Here is a 16,221-nt window from a genome sequence, read left to right as displayed (position 1 = left end):
GTTGATATGAATTCTTTAGTTTCGATAATCATTCCAACCTACAATCGGGCACACCTGATTGGTGAAACGCTCGATAGTGTTTTAGCGCAAAGTTATCAAAATTGGGAATGTATTATTGTAGATGATGGTTCAACTGATAATACATCAGAAATAGTGGGTAATTATGTAGTAGAAGATTCCAGATTTCAATACCATTTCAGACCTAGAGAAATACCCAAAGGCTCGAATGCCTGTAGGAATTATGGTTTTGAATTGAGTCAAGGACAGTATGTTAATTGGTTTGATGATGATGATGTGATGTTAGAGGGTTTTATTTTTTCAAAAGTTAATCTATTTAAAAATGAACAATTAAAAATGGTTATATGTTCAGGGTTTTATGTCGATGAAAATTTAGTCGAAATGGAAAAAATAAATTTAAAAATTGAAACATTTCTGTTTAAGGATTATGTAAGATGGGAATTAAGAATTATGACGCCATCTATTCTTTTTAGAAGAAGTTTTCTTGAAAGCAGAAATCTTTTTGATTTAAATATTCATCGAGGGCAAGAAACGGAACTGTTTTCTAGACTCTTTTTTAATTTGCCTTTAGATTCATTTAAAATTGTTAATGTCCCTTTATTTTTATATCGACAGCATATAAATACAAAAACGAGGAGAAGTAGGTCGTATGAAAAAAGATTTAAAGTTTCAGAATGTTATATTGCTTTGGAAAATTTAAAAAGAAGTATTGAGTTAAATGACTTAGAGTTAATGAATTATAATTATAAAATTTTGATAGATGGTTTTTTTAGAGGAATAGAAAAAAATCATAGAAATCTCTCTAAAGATATTTTAAAAAGATTATCTCCTATATTGAATGTTAAAAACGGAAATCTCAGTTTGAGTTTATTATTGTTTGGTAATTTGTTACTACTATTAAATAGATCAAGTTATCGTATTGAAAAATTTTTAAGAAATCATAAAGTAGTTTAGATTTGGTAGTTTTTTTCACGCAAATTATTTAAATTAGTATAAATGGCTTTTTCAATATCCGTAATAATCCCTGCATATAACGTAGAACGTTTTATCGAAACAGCAATTCAATCGGCTGTACGACAGTTAGAAGTTGGAGAAGTTGTAGTGATTGATGATGGAAGTACTGATACGACGTGGGCAATAATTCAATCATTACAAATAGTATATGATAAATTAAAAGTCTATCAGCATGAGAGAAAAGTTAATAGAGGTCGTTCTGCGACCAGAAATTTGGGAATAAAAATGGCTACTAAGGATTATATTGCATTTTTGGATGCTGATGATTTTTATTTAGAAAATAGATTTAAAAATGATTTAAAAATACTGGAGGCTAATAAGAATATTGATGGGGTATATAATGCGGTTGGTTTTCATTTTTATCGTAAGGCAAGGGATAATGAAAAAGAAAAACTTAAAATGTCTACGGTGTCCAAAAAGATACCACCAGAAGAACTTTTTAATTCAATTGTTTCAAGTAAATATGGATATCTACATTTGAATGGATTAACGATAAAGAAATCTGTATTTGATAAAGTTGGTTTTTTTAATGAATTGTTGGTTGTTGCAGAAGATTCAGATATCCTATTCAAAATGGCCTTAAAATGTCAATTGGAATCAGGGATAATAGACCGTCCTGTAGCGATAAGAGGTGTTCATGAGGCCAATATTTTCACTAGAGAAGATTTATTCAGAATTTTTAATATAAAACTATATGAGTCAACTCTTAGATGGAGTTGCAAAAATGATATTCCAATAAAAAATTTAGATACCCTATTAAAATGGTTGTGGTTTTTTAAATATAGGGATAAGAGTACTATGAGGAAGTATATTTTTTATTGGGGATTTTTATTTAGTAGTAATCCCAGGATTTTGTTCTCGGTGTTAAGTGTTAAATATTTTCCGCCAATTAGGCTTAGAAAAAAAATGTTTCCTTATTTATTCCAAAGCGATTAAAATAGAGTTGCTAAATATAATACTAGTATTTATTTGTTTTAATATATAAATATAATGATGTCTAATTCTAATGTTACTGTGGTAATTCCCTGTTATAATGACGGGAGATATATTATGGAAGCTTTAGAGTCTATATTGAATCAAACAGTCAAAGCAGATGAGATCATAATTGTGGATGACGGATCTGGGGAAGAAACTATAAAAATTTTAAAAACTATAAGTTCTCCTAATGTGCAAATTATTTATCAGGAGAATAAAGGTGTCAGCAGTGCTAGAAATAGGGCAATTTCTTTGGCTAAAACGGATTATATTTTGAATCTCGATGCCGATGATTCTTTTGAGCCCACTTTTATTGAAAAAGCAGTTCAAGTTTTAAATGAAAATGAAAATATAGGAGTTGTAGGTTGTTGGTATAAAGTCTTTGGAAATAAAGAAAGGAATAATAATATAATTAAACCATTAGGAGGGAATGTTAGAAATTTTTTAGTCAAGAACAATGCCTTAGGAACCTCAATGTTTAGAAGGAAATGTTGGGAAGTAATATCAGGATTTGATGAGAATATGCTTTATGGATATGAAGATTGGGATTTTTGGATTTCGATTTTAAAAGATAACTGGGAAATGTATATAATTAATGAGGTTCTCTTTAATTATAGAATAAAAAATACATCTCGCGATCAAACTGCTGAGAAAATACATGACTATGAGATAAAAAAATATATCTTTCTAAAGCACAAAGAATTGTATTTTAATTCTTTCGAAGGATATGCTTTGCAATTATTAGAAAACAACTCAGCTTTAAATCAAAAAAATAAGCAATTGAAAAAATCATTCACCTATAAAATAGGAACTTTAATGATGAATCCCCTAAGGATATTTAATGTAATAATAAACAGGTTCATAAGATGAATATTCCAATTGTTTCTATAATTGTTCCTTGTTATAAACAAGCCCATTTTCTTGATGAGGCTTTACTCTCGGTTTTAGAACAAAGTTATCCCTATTGGGAATGTATTATTGTTAATGATGGAAGTCCTGATAATACTGCTGAGGTAGCTCAACTATGGTGTGAAAAAGACAATCGATTTAGTTATTTATATAAAGAAAATGGAGGATTGTCAAGTGCCAGAAATGCAGGAATTAAAATAAGCAAAGGAGAATATATTTTGCCTTTAGATTCAGATGATATGCTACATAAGGATTATTTAACGAAGCTAGTGCCTGAATTGCATACTGATGACTCCTTAGCAATAGTTTCTTGCTTTACCCAGTTTTTTAGCAAAAATATAACGAATGTAGTTCATAAATTACGACCTTATGGGAGTACTTACCTTAATTTTATGTTTGAAAATAATCTAGTTGCAACCTCCCTTTTTAGGAAAAAATGCTGGCAGCAGGTGGGAGGCTATGATGAGTCTATGAAAAGAGGCTTTGAGGATTGGGAGTTTTGGATTGCTATTACTAAGAATGGTCAAAAATATAAGATTGTAGAGGATTTTTTATTTTATTATCGGAAATCAAGGAATTCAATGTTGATGGATACGCTAAAAAATCATCGTGAAATTAATATGGAGTATGTATTTAAAAAACATAAGAAGATCTATATTGAAAATTACGATAATATGATTTCTCATTTTTTTTATTTGCTACGGAGACAGAAAGAAACTGAATTGAAAATTAAAAGTTCTATAGAGTATAAAATTGGCAAGGTAATTACAAAGCCTTTTAAAGTGATTTCAAAACTGTTTTTAATTCAAAAGTAAAGCATGATTTCAGTTGTTATCAGAAATAAAAATCAATCTGACGCTCTCTCTTTTTTGTTGAAAAATTTGACAGAAAGATACCGTAATGATATCAACGAAATTATTGTCATTGATAATTTATCAACGGATAATAGTAAAGAAATCACAGGTAAATTTGGTGCAAGATTCGTTACTCTTGAAGAGTTTAGTTATGGAAGGAGTGCTAATATAGCAGCCAGTGAATGTTTAGCACCTATCATTGTTATTTTTAGCGCCCACTCTTATCCCGTAAGTCATGATTTTTTTAAACTGATAAAACAAAAATTCGAGGCGAATCCAAATTTAGCAGGGTTAAGATGTTTACACAATTCGAGTGATTATAAAAATTTTATCAATAAAATCGATGCAAAGAAAGATCCTAATAAATCAGGATTGATTTTTTCTGGATCCGCTTTTAGTAGGGAAGTTTGGAAAAAACATTCCTTTCGAGAAGATGTAGCTACTTTTGAAGATAAGGAGTGGACAGTAAGAGTTCTGGGAGAAGGCTATGAGATTGATTTCGTCCCCGCTATATTTCATTATGAAATCAAAAGAACAAAGGACCAAATTTTTTTTAGGTTCAAGAATGATGTTGTTGGTAATTATCAACTTTGGCATCACGATATCGCGTTACAAAGTATTTTTAATGGTTTTGTAATTTCAGTATTTAAAATCTCAAAATATGCTATAATCGATTTATATTACCTATTAAAAAGGTCATTTTTTTTAATTCGATTCATTTTTAATAAGCCGGAAAAATTTTAATAAATTAGTAAATCGAAATAATTTATTTATTAATAATTGTTTATGTTAGTGAATAAGTGTCTAAAGGTCGCGTGACAACAATTTAGTTTTTTTTAATCTATCTGTTTTTTGAGAAGAATTATTTTTAATTAAAAAGTTTATTACTATGTTTTTAAATAAAACCAGTGTCGTTAAAATTGCTAGAGAGAAAACGCCTAATGTCGAACTTGAGATAATGGATAATATGCTCAGGCATGATGTTGTTAATGAGTTAGTTGGTGTTGATAACATTGGTATTGAATTGGGTATTGCGACTGGTGTTTATTCTAAACGAATGATTAATAGTGGTAAGTTTAAGCTTTTTTGGGGCGTTGACCAGTATGGGGACATGCATAACACTACAGAGTATAAGAGAGCCTTAAGATATATAGGACTTGATGTAGTTAACTATCGGCTTTTAAGGATGACATTCGAGGAAGCTTATGACTTATACGACGATAATTATTTTGATTTTATATATATTGATGGGTATGCTCATACTGGCGAGGAAGGAGGTAAAACAATTATTGAATGGTACAAAAAGTTAAAAGTGGGAGGTATTTTAGCAGGAGATGATTATCATGATGATTGGCCATTGGTTAAGTGGGCTGTTAATGATTTTACATCAAAGCTCGGAGCTAAACTCTCAGTGACTGGAGGGCAAGAAGATGTACAATACTGTTGGTATCCGACTTGGTATTTAAGAAAAGAAAAAGATGTTTTAATTGAGCCAAATTTAGAACTTATTAATATTGCAATTAAAGAAAAAAAGCGAATCGGCAATAAGCGTATTGTACCCCGTTCTTATTTCAATTGTCGGAAATTTATGGGTGAAATATTAGATAAATTTGGATTAAAGAGGTTAATATTGAATTTTGTGAAACGGAATCTTTAATAATCTCTAGGTGCAGAATAATATTACTTAAAAAGATAAAACTATTCTCGAAAACGAATCACATGTCCTAATTGTAGTCAAAAAGAGAATAAATTATTGAAAGATGAACCAAAGCCATTTGATTGTTAAAGAAAAAATTCTAGCATTAGAATCAAGTTTTGAGGTTGATCAATGGATTGTAAACGGGATTCATATTTGGCCTTATGTTCGAATAAAATTATACTTTTTATTACTTAGAAATTCTAATTTAGAGCCAAATACTGACAATAGTGCTAATGATAATCGTAAAAATAAAATAGATAAAAAATGGATTGATAACCTGAAGTTAGCGTTAAACTTAGTCACAGGTCTTTTTAGAGTTGAATCTTTTTTTCTTTCTTTAAAGAAAAAGAAAATTGTTTTTTTTGGAGCTCATTTTCATCGGGTTAAACACGGGCAAGAGTATTTTAATAGATTCTTTGATGCTATGGTTTCTCATCATCAACTAGAAAAGGAAGTCTATATGATTGAATATCAAAAAGTATATCAATATAATTATAATCAAAAAGCGATTATACCTTTGGAAAGGTTACTTGAGGATTTTAAATTAGTTATGAAATTAAAGGCTCAATTCCAGTCCCAAAGAAATAATTATTCGTTAAATGATTATCAAGATTTTCTAAGCGTTGTTGAGGATGAGATAGAAAATACAAAAATGTTAAAGATCACGATAAAAGATCTACTAAAATGGTCTACTAAAATACAAAATTTGGCTATTTTTTATAAAAGATTTTATTTAAAAGTAAAACCTGATAAGATTATTTTTTCGGGATATTTTGGCTGGGATGACTTATATGCAGCCGTTTTGACAGCCAACAACTTAAATATTAAAACAATCGATTTTCAACATGGCACACAATCAAATGTACATATGGTCTTTTCATCATGGACAAAAATGCCTTTGGAGGGTTTCAATATTATGCCCAAACAATATTGGAGTTGGGATGAAAAATCTAAGGTATGCATAGATTATTGGGCCAAAAATACATCGAATATTATTACAAAAGTTGTAGGACAACCTTATTTGCAGTATTGGAAACAAAAAAACAGTAATTTAAAGCCTGAAAATAAGGTAATCTTATATACTTTGAATCTGATGCCCTTGTCGGAAATGTTTAATAAAAAGCTAGGAGAATCTATAAATGATTCCGAGTGTTCGTGGGCAATTAGACTTCATCCTAGAAATGAGTTTAGTATAGATGACATTAAATTTTATTTGGATAGTTTAGGAGTTGACAAAAGAAATTATGACATTCATGATGCAAAGGAAGTTCCTTTACCAGAAATTATGAGTAAAGCAGTTATTCATATTACTGCTTTCTCCGGAAGTGTAATTGAAGCGAAAATGATGGGAGTTCCTTCTGTAATTATAAATTCAATAGGGAAGGAAATATATAAGGATTATATTGATAGTGAGTTTATCTATTTCATTAATCAAACTAGTACAAGTTTTAAGACGGATTTTTTAAGACTCTTCCATCAAATAAAAGAAAATAAATATATATTCGAGAAACAAAATATTGTAAATCCACTTTTAACATAAATGATAGCTATTCTAATCACGATTCCTAATTCATTAAATTAACATGAAAATTCTTATGATAGCCATACCGAATCATCATTTTTTTCAATGGGTAAACCAGCTGAAAGGTTTAGAATATGAGGTGTATTGGTTTAACAGCACCGATGGTGGCAGCAAGGTTGATAGAATAGATTGGGTACATCAAATTAAAGGATGGAAATTAAAATATGATTACCCTTTTAGGTATTTTATTAAAAATAAGTTCCCTCTAATTTATCAAAACATTCAATTTTACAACGAAAGGAAAATAACTACTGTTTTTGAGAAAGTGGTCAATGATATTCAGCCCGATATTATACATTGTTTTGAAATGCAATTAGCAGGCTTACCTGTATTAGAAGTAATAGAGCAAAGAGTAAATTTAAAATTTATCTATTCTTCATGGGGTAATGATGTTTATTTTTATAAAGAGTTAGGGGTTCCAGAAGAACAATTTAAAAAGTTTTTAAAAAGAGTTGATTATTTAATTACCGATTGTAAAAGGGATTATGAAATTATAAATCAAAATGATTTTAGGGGGAAGTTTTTAGGAGTTTATCCTGGTAATGGTGGAATAAATATTGAAGAAAAGTATATTCAAGCTATAAAGGAAAGAAATGTTTTAATAATAAAAGGTTACGAAGATAGACTAGGTAAAGCTTTAAAGGTGATTGAAGCGATAGAATTAGTACCTTTTGAATTATTGAAAAATCTTCAAATTATTATTTATAGTGCCGATATTTCGGTAAAAGAGCGAGTTGAAAAATCAGATTTTTTCAAGTCCTTAAAAGTTGAAATATATGAAAGAGAGGTCTTTATAGCTAATGCCGATTTATTACAATTGATGGGAAGAAGTATTTTACATATTGCCAACAATATTTCTGATGGTATGCCAAATGTTTTATTGGAAGCTATGGGTATGGGAGCTTTTCCCATACAATCTAATCCAGGAAAAGCGACGGAAGAAGTTATAGCGCATGGAGTTAATGGTTTGTTAATTGAAAATCCGTTTGATTCATTAGAAATAGCCAAAAATATAGAATGGGCTATTTTAAATCCAGCAGTAAGAGCTCAAGCGCAAAAGCATAATGTAGATTTTGTTGCTAAGAATTATAATAGAGAATATTTAAAAGCAGGAATTGTACAATTATATAAAGACATTATATCATAAATATTTAGAATGGAAGTATCGATACTAATTGTAACAAAGAACAGACCGGATGAACTGGAAATCACCTTAAACAAATTATCTGTATTATTAGATTTATCTATTCAAGAAGTCTTAGTTTTTGTTGACGGTTGCAAAAAAACGGAAGTTTTAATTGAAAAATATCCATGGGTAAAATGGGAAATTTCTGAAATAAGTATCAGTGCTTCTCCTGCAAGAAATGAGTTGTATAAAAAGGCAAAAGGTGTTTTTTTTATAGGTTTAGATGATGATTCACATCCTTTGAATGAAGATTTTATTACTAAAATCAAATCTATTTTTTTATCAGACACAAGAATTGGTATTATTGCTTTTCAAGAAATTAGAGGTGTTTTCGTATCGGATAAAGAATCCTTAGAAAAGGCGGAAGCCGAAATTGAAAATTACAAAACAAATGATTTTGTGGGATGTGGCTTCGCTATTCGAAAAGAAATTTATGAGAAAACCAATGGTTTCCCTGTTTGGATAGATATTTATGGTGAAGAATCTTGTTTGTCTATTGAAGTGTTAGATTTAGGTTATGAAATTTACTATGATAATACAATAATAGTGAATCATAGAGTGAACAAAAAAAAACGTTTAACACAGGGCAGAAATTATTTTCGATTTGAAAAGCAACTAAAAAATACTATCTTTTATTATGTGGTTTATTTTCCAAATCCAATACTGAAAATTATAAGATTGCTATTTCATAATTTCAAAAAATATGCTCTACATGATTTTAAGTATTTTCAGTTGTTTTGGAAATCAATTTTTAATACTTGCAAAGAAATATTTCATGTCCTAAAATATAGGAAACCAGTTCAAAAAAGCACTTTGCGAAAATTAAAAACTATAAAAGGAATAAAATATTAGTTTGTAGCTAATACTTTTTCAACCATTAAAATTATTTTTTAAACAAAAGCGAAAAAATATAATATGAAAAAAACAGCAATCATTCCCCTTCGCAAAGATTCAAAAGGAATTCCCGGAAAGAACAAAAAGAAAATGCTGGGACGTCCCTTATTTTCATGGGTTCTTACAGAAGCTATTTTCTCTAATTTGGATGAGGTAGTTGTATTTACCAATGATACGGAAATTGTAGCCTATGTGGAGCGGGAATACCATTGGACCCCCAAGGTAAAAGCCATGCTTCGTAGCGAAGACAATGCCAATGATACAGCTTCTACCGAGAGTACGATGCTGGAGTTTTCAGAAAAAATAAATAATGACTATGCCATTTTGTGTTTGCTTCAGGCTACTTCGCCTTTAACCTTAGCTACTGATATTAATGCTGCATTGGATAAAATTTCCATCGAGCAGTATGATGCCGCTTTGACCGTAGTCAAAACGCATCGTTTCACTTGGAATGCAGATGGGACAGCACAAAATTACAATGTGTTCAACAGGCCCAGAAGACAGGATTTTGAAGGTTTATTGATAGAAAATGGAGCGGTTTACTGTACAACGAAAGAAGGCTTTTTGAAATCCAAAAATCGGGTAAGCGGAACAATTGGGCTGGTAGAAATGCCTGAAGAAGCCTTAATGGAAATCGACAGTCTGTCTGATTGGACGATCATAGAAAATCTTTTGATAGAACGACAAAAAAAGAGTAAAAGTAATCAACGAATTCAATATTTGGTGTTGGATGTAGACGGCGTTTTTACTGATGGAGGCATTTATTATAATGAAGGAGGGGAGTTTGCCAAAAAGTTTGACATGCGTGATGGCATGGGGCTGGAAATTTTACGTCAGCATAATGTGGAAGTGGTGGCACTAACTTCTGAGAATTCCAAATTGGTGGAACAGCGAATGAAAAAGCTTCAAATAGCGAATGCTTTTTTTGGGGTTAAGGATAAATATTCTTTTTTGAAGCATTTTTTAGCCGATAAAAACACTGGATTTGAAGCGGTGGCTTATGTGGGAGACGATGTCAATGATTTGGCTAATATGTGTAGTTCCGGCTGGTCTTTTGCTCCTGCTAATGCCACCGACAGCGTTAAAGTTCATGCTGATATCTTACTAAACCATAATTCGGCCGATGGTGCGATAAGAGAGGTTTGTGAGTGGATTTTAAAGTATAATAGGAGATTTTGAGTTTTGCCGCTGTTCAGTTCAGTTTTGCCGTGTTGAGCCATTGACTTCGACAAGCTCAGTCTGACAGCGAAGATTTTATAAAAGTGGAATAAACAGCGGTCAAGCTCAGTCTGACATTTGTGTAGACAATTAATTTAGAGATTAAGGATTTGATAGTATTAACTTTATTTATCTTTTTAATATGTTAAAAAAGAATGAGTACAAAGCCCCATATATCATTGCCGAGATTGGTTGCAACCACAAAGGTGATATGGAAATTGCCAAAGAGTTGATTAAAATCGCCAAGATTTTTTGTCATGTGGATGCCGTCAAATTTCAAAAAAGAAACAATAAGGAATTATTAACCGAAGCGCAATACAATGCGCCACATCCTAATGAGTCGAATGCTTATGGCAGTACTTATGGGGCGCATCGGGAGTTCTTGGAATTTAATGTAAACCAACATGCAGAACTAAAAAAATACTGTGAGGAAGTGGGCGTGGCGTATTCAACCTCCGTCTGGGATGCTACTTCAGCCAGAGAGATAGTCTCCCTAAATCCTGAATTTATAAAAATCCCTTCGGCCTGCAATAATAATTATGAGATGTTAGGATGGTTGTGTGATCATTATCAAGGTGAAATACACATTTCGACCGGAATGACGACCAAAGCGGAAATAGCCGATTTATTTCAATTTTTTGTCCAAAAAAATCGAAATAAAGACTTGGTATTATATAATTGCACTTCGGGTTATCCGGTGCCTTTTGAAGACGTCTGTTTGTTGGATATTCATTTCTTGCAACAACAGTATGGAGCGCAAGTAAAACACATCGGTTTTTCAGGTCATCATCTGGGAATAGCGGTAGATGTTGCGGCCTATGCTTTGGGAGCAAATATTATCGAGCGGCATTATACATTGGATAGAACATGGAAAGGGACAGATCATGCTGCTTCCTTGGAACCTATGGGATTGCGAAAATTATGTCGTGATTTGAAAGCGGTACATGCTGCTTTGGATTATAAACAAACCGATATTTTGCCTATTGAGCAAGTGCAAAGAGATAAATTAAAAAATAAAAAAATATAATATGTTTATGACATACTAGAGGAATTATTTGAAAGATTGCCCTGTTTGCCCAAAGAATCAGTGCTTGAGCATCTTCGGGATGGATTGATGAAAGTATGTCCGTTTTGAAAAGCATAAAAACACGATAAACGATAGGGTTCAATAGTTGGTTATTGTTTTTGTCATTCCGACGAAGGAGGAATCACAGCAAAGGAGTCAAGAGAATGATGATTTGTTTAGAATTTGGAAAAATAATTAATTAAAAAAGCAATAATAATGTATGAATTCAACGAAGGTTATTATTCGTATTATGTTTATATTGTTACCAATAAGTATTAGGTCGACATTGTATATTGGTATGACAAATAATCTAAAAGTAAGATTAGAGCAGCATCATCAAAATATAATTCGTGGGAATAAAACATTTGCTTCTAAGTATAATATTGAGTTTTTAGTTTATTATGAAAAATTTACATGGTTACAATTGGCAATTGTAAGAGAAAAGAAATTAAATTTAATACGTTCATTTAATGCAAATTTTGAATTTTTGAATGGACGTTTTGCTGGCCCAGATGTGATTCCTCCTGCGTCGGAATGACATAGTTGGTTTTTTTTGGATGTGATTCTTTTTGGGACGGAATGACACAGATACTTTTCATTAATGAGCGGAAGGAAACAAGTAATAATTAATTCATAAAAGGAGTTTGATACATTGAATTATGAAAAAAAAAGTTTTTGTTTTTTTGCCAGACGGTGTTGGCTTGCGCAATTTTGCTTTTAGCGAGTTTAGGGATATTGGAGTCCAAAAAGGATACGAAATCGTTTATTGGAACAATACCGTTTTTTCTTTGCAAGAAGAACTAAGCTATCAAGAAGTAAAAATTGAGAATAATAAACTTCATCCGCTTACATCAGTATTTACAAGAGCCAGAAAAAGAATTGAACTGAATCTTTTTGACAGAAAATATAAGGAAACGGTTTATAATACGTACAATTTTCCGCAATCTTATCAAGGCTTTAATTCTGTTTTCAAAAGTATTTTTGTCGATTTATTAGTATTTTTCGGTTCTAATGAAAGAGGATTGCAATGGGTAAGAGACCAAATTAAAAAATTCGAAAGAAAAAATTCCAAATATGAGTATTGCAAATTACAATTGGAACAATATCAACCTGATTTTGTTTTTTGTACAAACCAGCGTTCCTCTCAAGGGATAGCTCCTCTGCTGGCTGCCCAAGATTTGGGAATTCCAACGGCCACTTTTATTTTTTCATGGGATAATTTGCCCAAGGCAACCACCTTAGTGGAAACCGATTATTATTTTGTTTGGAGTGCGCACATGAAAAACGAAATCCTTCAATATTGTCCTTATGCGAAAACACAAAATATTTTTGTCACGGGAACTCCGCAATTTGAAAGTCATTTTGACAAAAGCCTTATAAAAACGAGAAGGCTGTTTTTTGAAGAAAATAATTTGGATGCTAATAAAAAATACATCTGTTATTCGGGTGATGATAGTGTAACTTCTCCTTTGGACCAGTATTATTTGGAAGATTTGGCTCAATCCGTTATCGAATTGAATCAACAGGGGTATAATTTAGGGATATTGTATCGAAAATGCCCTGTTGATTTTACAAGTCGCTATGATGCTGTTTTAGAGAAATATAAGGATGTAATTGCTGTGGTTAATCCTATTTGGAGGCCCATAGGGAGCAATTGGAATGAAATTATGCCTACTAAAGAAGATTTTGCTATGCAAGCTAATGTATGTGAACATAGCGAATTTGTAGTCAATATTGCCTCTTCTATGGTGTTTGATTTTGTGGCCCATGATAAATCCTGTCTGTTTTTTGATTATGAACAACCCCAACTTCAGAAGGGAATCCGCGATATTGGACAAAATTATAAGTACATTCATTTTAGATCCATGCCTTCAAAAGAGGCTGCTTTGTGGTGTACTGACAAGAGGGAGCTGACTACAATCCTAAAAAACATTTTGGAGGCTAAACTTTCCAGTGCGTCAGAAGGAAAAAAATGGTTTGAGACTATTCTTGGAAAAGCACCCACCCAAGCTTCAGCTAATATTTGGCAAGAAATAAATCAAATTATAAAATAATCGATGTTTTTTAACTCCCTATCTTTCGCTATATTCCTGCCAATAGTATTTGTGCTCTACTGGTTTGTTTTTAATAAAACCAAAAGCAGTCAGAACCTTTTGTTAATCGTAGCCAGTTATTATTTTTATTCCTGTTGGGATTGGCGGTTCCTGTTTTTATTGATTTTCTCCACTTTTTTGGATTATTATACCGGAATCCGAATCGAAAAAAGCGAGACAGAAAAAGGACGGAAATTTTGGTTTTGGCTGAGTATCATTGTCAATCTGGGTTTTCTGGGTATTTTTAAATACTATAATTTTTTTGCAGCCTCGTTTTCGGAATTATTGAATGGTTTTGGTCTAAAAACCAGTCCTTTATTGCTGAATGTTATCCTTCCCGTTGGGATTTCTTTTTATACTTTTCACGGCTTATCCTATGTGATTGATATTTATTACAAACGAATCAAGGCGGAATATAATTTTGTTGATTATTCGCTTTTTGTGAGTTATTTTCCATTATTAGTGGCGGGACCTATAGAGCGGGCAACACATTTATTGCCGGAAGTAAAGGTCAAAAGAACTTTCAATTTCAATCAAGCCAAAGAGGGAGTTTATCAAATTATCTGGGGATTGGTCAAGAAAGTGGTTATCGCAGATAGTTGTGCTACCTATGCCAATGCCATTTTTGACAATTATGAATCGATGAATTCGTTGTCATTAGTATTGGGAGCCTTTTATTTTGCTTTCCAGATTTATGGGGATTTTTCGGGTTATTCGGATATGGCTTTGGGAATGTCTAAATTGTTTGGACTGGAATTGTTACGCAATTTCAATTTCCCATATTTCTCCAGAGACATTGCCGAGTTTTGGCGTCGTTGGCATATTTCCTTGTCATCCTGGTTTCGCGATTATGTCTATATTCCGTTAGGAGGCAGTAAAGGCAGCAAGTTGAAACAGCTACGCAATGTATTTGTCATTTTCCTATTGAGTGGTTTTTGGCATGGAGCCAATTGGACTTTTATAGCCTGGGGTTTTATCAATGCATTGTACTTTTTGCCGTTGTTGCTACTCAATAAGAACAGATCCAATATAGAAACGGTTAGTTTGAATTGGAATTTGGATTCGTTAAAAGTGATATTCAGTATGCTCAGTACCTTTGCTTTAACTTGCTTGGCTTGGGTGTTTTTCAGGGCCGAATCGATCAATGTTGCTTTCGATTATATAGGAAGGGTTTTTAGCAATCGAAGCTTTGTGTCACAATATTTGAAAAATGAGCGATACAGTTATGAAATCATAATTTTGATAATAGCTTTTATTTGGGTCGAATGGAATAGCCGAACAAAGCTCGAACCCATTTCGGGAAGATTCAGTGGGCTTAAAGTTGCCCTGTGTATTATGGCTATTGTCGCTTTGGGAACCTATTCGGATTATAAAGAATTCATCTATTTTCAGTTTTGATGAAATACCTTTGTCAAATCGAGGAATCATTTTTATTCTAAAAAAAGCAATATATAAAGACATTCATTGTGTCAGGCTGAGCGCAGTCGAAGCCTTATTGAACTGAAAATGGCAATGCTAGGCTAGTCGAGAGCAACAGAGTTGTCAAATCGAGTGCTTTGGCTTTGCTCAGTATAAACGGATAAAGCTGACAATGGTTTAATTATCATAACATTAGTTGTCAGCTCGAGGCATATTTTTTTTTAAAGCAAATAAATGGATATTCATGCTGTCATGCTGAGGTTTAATTTTTTACAAAAAAAGCAATATATAAAGACATTCATTATGTCAGGCTGAGCGCAGTCGAAGCCTTATTGAACTAAAAATGGCAATACTAGGCTAGTCGAGATTCATTCAATCTTAAAAAATGTAATATGAAATTCTATTATGTATATATTCTTCTGTGCAATGATAATTCTTTGTATGTTGGAATAACTTCAGATGTAGAAAGAAGAGTGATGGAACACAATGCTGGTAAATACCCGGAAGCCTATACACATAGTAGAAGGCCGGTAAGTTTAGTTTTTTATCAGGATTTTACAGATGCCAATCAGGCAATTGAGTTTGAGAAGAAATTAAAAAAATGGAGTAGAATAAAAAAACAGGCGTTGATAGATGGGGATTTCGATAGATTGCAAAATTTATCAGAATGTAGAAATGCAACGCATCATAAATATAATCCAGATAATGAAAAAAATTAGAATAAATGTGCTTAGGGTCTCGACTGCGCTCGACCTGACAAAGAGCAACAGAGTTGTCAAATCGAGTGCTTTGGCTTCGCTCAGTATAAACGGATCAAGCTGACAATGGTTTAATTATCATAACATTAGTTGTCAGCTCGAGGCATATTTTTTTTAAAGCAAATAAATGGATATTCATGCTGTCATACTGAGGTTTAATTTTTTACAAAAAAAGCAATATATAAAGACATTCATTGTGTCAGGCTGAGCGCAGTCGAAGCCTTATTGAACTAAAAATGGCAATACTAGGCTAGTCGAGAGCAACAGAGTTGTCAAATCGAATACTTCGGCTTTGCTAAGTATAAACGGATCAAGCTGACAATGGTTTAATTATCATAACATTAGTTGTCAGCTCGAGGCATATTTTTTTTAAAGCAAATAAATGGATATTCATGCTGTCATACTGAGGTTTAATTTTTTACCAAAAAAGCAATATATAAAGACATTCATTATGTCAGTCTGAACGCAGTCGAAGCCTTATTTAACTAAAAATGGCAATGCTAGGCGAGTCGAGATTTGTTCAAGCTTAAAAAATG

At 32.1% G+C, this 16,221-nt stretch carries 15 protein-coding genes; all 15 read left to right on the top strand.

Annotated elements, in window-relative coordinates; translation table 11 throughout:
• The first annotated feature begins 6 nt into the window (after positions 1-6).
• Complete coding sequence (locus tag LNP19_RS01430) at positions 7-972, top strand: glycosyltransferase family 2 protein (RefSeq protein WP_230063025.1); 966 nt, start codon at positions 7-9, stop codon at positions 970-972.
• Between the two features lie 42 nt (positions 973-1,014).
• Positions 1,015-1,968, top strand: coding sequence for a glycosyltransferase family 2 protein (locus tag LNP19_RS01425; protein WP_230063024.1), 954 nt, complete (start codon positions 1,015-1,017; stop codon positions 1,966-1,968).
• 114 nt (positions 1,969-2,082) lie between these two features.
• Complete coding sequence (locus tag LNP19_RS01420) at positions 2,083-2,877, top strand: glycosyltransferase family 2 protein (RefSeq protein ID WP_230063023.1); 795 nt, start codon at positions 2,083-2,085, stop codon at positions 2,875-2,877.
• A complete protein-coding gene (locus LNP19_RS01415) occupies positions 2,874-3,731 on the top strand; it encodes a glycosyltransferase family 2 protein (protein WP_230063022.1) in 858 nt (285 codons plus the stop codon). The genes LNP19_RS01420 and LNP19_RS01415 overlap by 4 nt, the downstream gene beginning before the upstream one ends.
• Before the next feature lie 3 nt (positions 3,732-3,734).
• A complete protein-coding gene (locus LNP19_RS01410) occupies positions 3,735-4,514 on the top strand; it encodes a glycosyltransferase family 2 protein (RefSeq protein WP_230063021.1) in 780 nt (259 codons plus the stop codon).
• A 145-nt stretch (positions 4,515-4,659) separates the two neighbouring features.
• A complete protein-coding gene (locus tag LNP19_RS01405; RefSeq protein WP_230063020.1) occupies positions 4,660-5,427 on the top strand; it encodes a class I SAM-dependent methyltransferase in 768 nt (255 codons plus the stop codon).
• Between the two features lie 103 nt (positions 5,428-5,530).
• Positions 5,531-7,009 (top strand): hypothetical protein, encoded by a 1,479-nt coding sequence (locus tag LNP19_RS01400; RefSeq protein ID WP_230063019.1) that lies wholly within the window; start codon positions 5,531-5,533, stop codon positions 7,007-7,009.
• Between the two features lie 43 nt (positions 7,010-7,052).
• Positions 7,053-8,198, top strand: coding sequence for a glycosyltransferase family 4 protein (locus tag LNP19_RS01395; RefSeq protein ID WP_230063018.1), 1,146 nt, complete (start codon positions 7,053-7,055; stop codon positions 8,196-8,198).
• A 9-nt stretch (positions 8,199-8,207) separates the two neighbouring features.
• The gene (locus tag LNP19_RS01390) at positions 8,208-9,089 is read left to right on the top strand and encodes a glycosyltransferase family 2 protein (RefSeq protein WP_230063017.1); all 882 of its coding nucleotides are present in this window, start codon (positions 8,208-8,210) and stop codon (positions 9,087-9,089) included.
• Between the two features lie 63 nt (positions 9,090-9,152).
• Positions 9,153-10,310 carry an acylneuraminate cytidylyltransferase gene (locus tag LNP19_RS01385; RefSeq protein WP_230063016.1) on the top strand — a complete coding sequence of 386 codons (1,158 nt, stop codon included), beginning with the start codon at positions 9,153-9,155 and terminating at the stop codon, positions 10,308-10,310.
• 181 nt (positions 10,311-10,491) lie between these two features.
• On the top strand, positions 10,492-11,376 hold the full coding sequence (locus tag LNP19_RS01380; RefSeq protein ID WP_230063015.1) for an N-acetylneuraminate synthase family protein: 885 nt from the start codon (positions 10,492-10,494) through the stop codon (positions 11,374-11,376).
• 337 nt (positions 11,377-11,713) lie between these two features.
• Positions 11,714-11,953 (top strand): GIY-YIG nuclease family protein, encoded by a 240-nt coding sequence (locus LNP19_RS01375; protein WP_346432218.1) that lies wholly within the window; start codon positions 11,714-11,716, stop codon positions 11,951-11,953.
• Between the two features lie 121 nt (positions 11,954-12,074).
• The gene (locus LNP19_RS01370; protein WP_230063014.1) at positions 12,075-13,469 is read left to right on the top strand and encodes a glycosyltransferase family protein; all 1,395 of its coding nucleotides are present in this window, start codon (positions 12,075-12,077) and stop codon (positions 13,467-13,469) included.
• A 3-nt stretch (positions 13,470-13,472) separates the two neighbouring features.
• The gene (locus LNP19_RS01365; RefSeq protein ID WP_230063013.1) at positions 13,473-14,906 is read left to right on the top strand and encodes an MBOAT family O-acyltransferase; all 1,434 of its coding nucleotides are present in this window, start codon (positions 13,473-13,475) and stop codon (positions 14,904-14,906) included.
• Positions 14,907-15,319: 413 nt separating this feature from the next.
• The gene (locus LNP19_RS01360; protein ID WP_230063012.1) at positions 15,320-15,646 is read left to right on the top strand and encodes a GIY-YIG nuclease family protein; all 327 of its coding nucleotides are present in this window, start codon (positions 15,320-15,322) and stop codon (positions 15,644-15,646) included.
• Positions 15,647-16,221: the final 575 nt, after the last annotated feature.

The organism is Flavobacterium acetivorans, from assembly GCF_020911885.1.
GTDB classification, from domain to species: domain Bacteria; phylum Bacteroidota; class Bacteroidia; order Flavobacteriales; family Flavobacteriaceae; genus Flavobacterium; species Flavobacterium acetivorans.
This window is presented reverse-complemented; position numbering and strand designations above follow the sequence as displayed.

Excerpts from the sequence above, each read along its gene's own strand:
- LNP19_RS01430 (WP_230063025.1), top strand. The coding sequence starts at position 7 with ATGAATTCTTTAGTTTCGATAATCATTCCAACCTACAATCGGGCACAC.
- LNP19_RS01425 (WP_230063024.1), top strand. The coding sequence starts at position 1,015 with ATGGCTTTTTCAATATCCGTAATAATCCCTGCATATAACGTAGAACGT.
- LNP19_RS01420 (WP_230063023.1), top strand. The coding sequence starts at position 2,083 with ATGGAAGCTTTAGAGTCTATATTGAATCAAACAGTCAAAGCAGATGAG.
- LNP19_RS01415 (WP_230063022.1), top strand. The coding sequence starts at position 2,874 with ATGAATATTCCAATTGTTTCTATAATTGTTCCTTGTTATAAACAAGCC.
- LNP19_RS01410 (WP_230063021.1), top strand. The coding sequence starts at position 3,735 with ATGATTTCAGTTGTTATCAGAAATAAAAATCAATCTGACGCTCTCTCT.
- LNP19_RS01405 (WP_230063020.1), top strand. The coding sequence starts at position 4,660 with ATGTTTTTAAATAAAACCAGTGTCGTTAAAATTGCTAGAGAGAAAACG.
- LNP19_RS01400 (WP_230063019.1), top strand. The coding sequence starts at position 5,531 with ATGAACCAAAGCCATTTGATTGTTAAAGAAAAAATTCTAGCATTAGAA.
- LNP19_RS01395 (WP_230063018.1), top strand. The coding sequence starts at position 7,053 with ATGAAAATTCTTATGATAGCCATACCGAATCATCATTTTTTTCAATGG.
- LNP19_RS01390 (WP_230063017.1), top strand. The coding sequence starts at position 8,208 with ATGGAAGTATCGATACTAATTGTAACAAAGAACAGACCGGATGAACTG.
- LNP19_RS01385 (WP_230063016.1), top strand. The coding sequence starts at position 9,153 with ATGAAAAAAACAGCAATCATTCCCCTTCGCAAAGATTCAAAAGGAATT.
- LNP19_RS01380 (WP_230063015.1), top strand. The coding sequence starts at position 10,492 with ATGTTAAAAAAGAATGAGTACAAAGCCCCATATATCATTGCCGAGATT.
- LNP19_RS01375 (WP_346432218.1), top strand. The coding sequence starts at position 11,714 with ATGACAAATAATCTAAAAGTAAGATTAGAGCAGCATCATCAAAATATA.
- LNP19_RS01370 (WP_230063014.1), top strand. The coding sequence starts at position 12,075 with ATGAAAAAAAAAGTTTTTGTTTTTTTGCCAGACGGTGTTGGCTTGCGC.
- LNP19_RS01365 (WP_230063013.1), top strand. The coding sequence starts at position 13,473 with ATGTTTTTTAACTCCCTATCTTTCGCTATATTCCTGCCAATAGTATTT.
- LNP19_RS01360 (WP_230063012.1), top strand. The coding sequence starts at position 15,320 with ATGAAATTCTATTATGTATATATTCTTCTGTGCAATGATAATTCTTTG.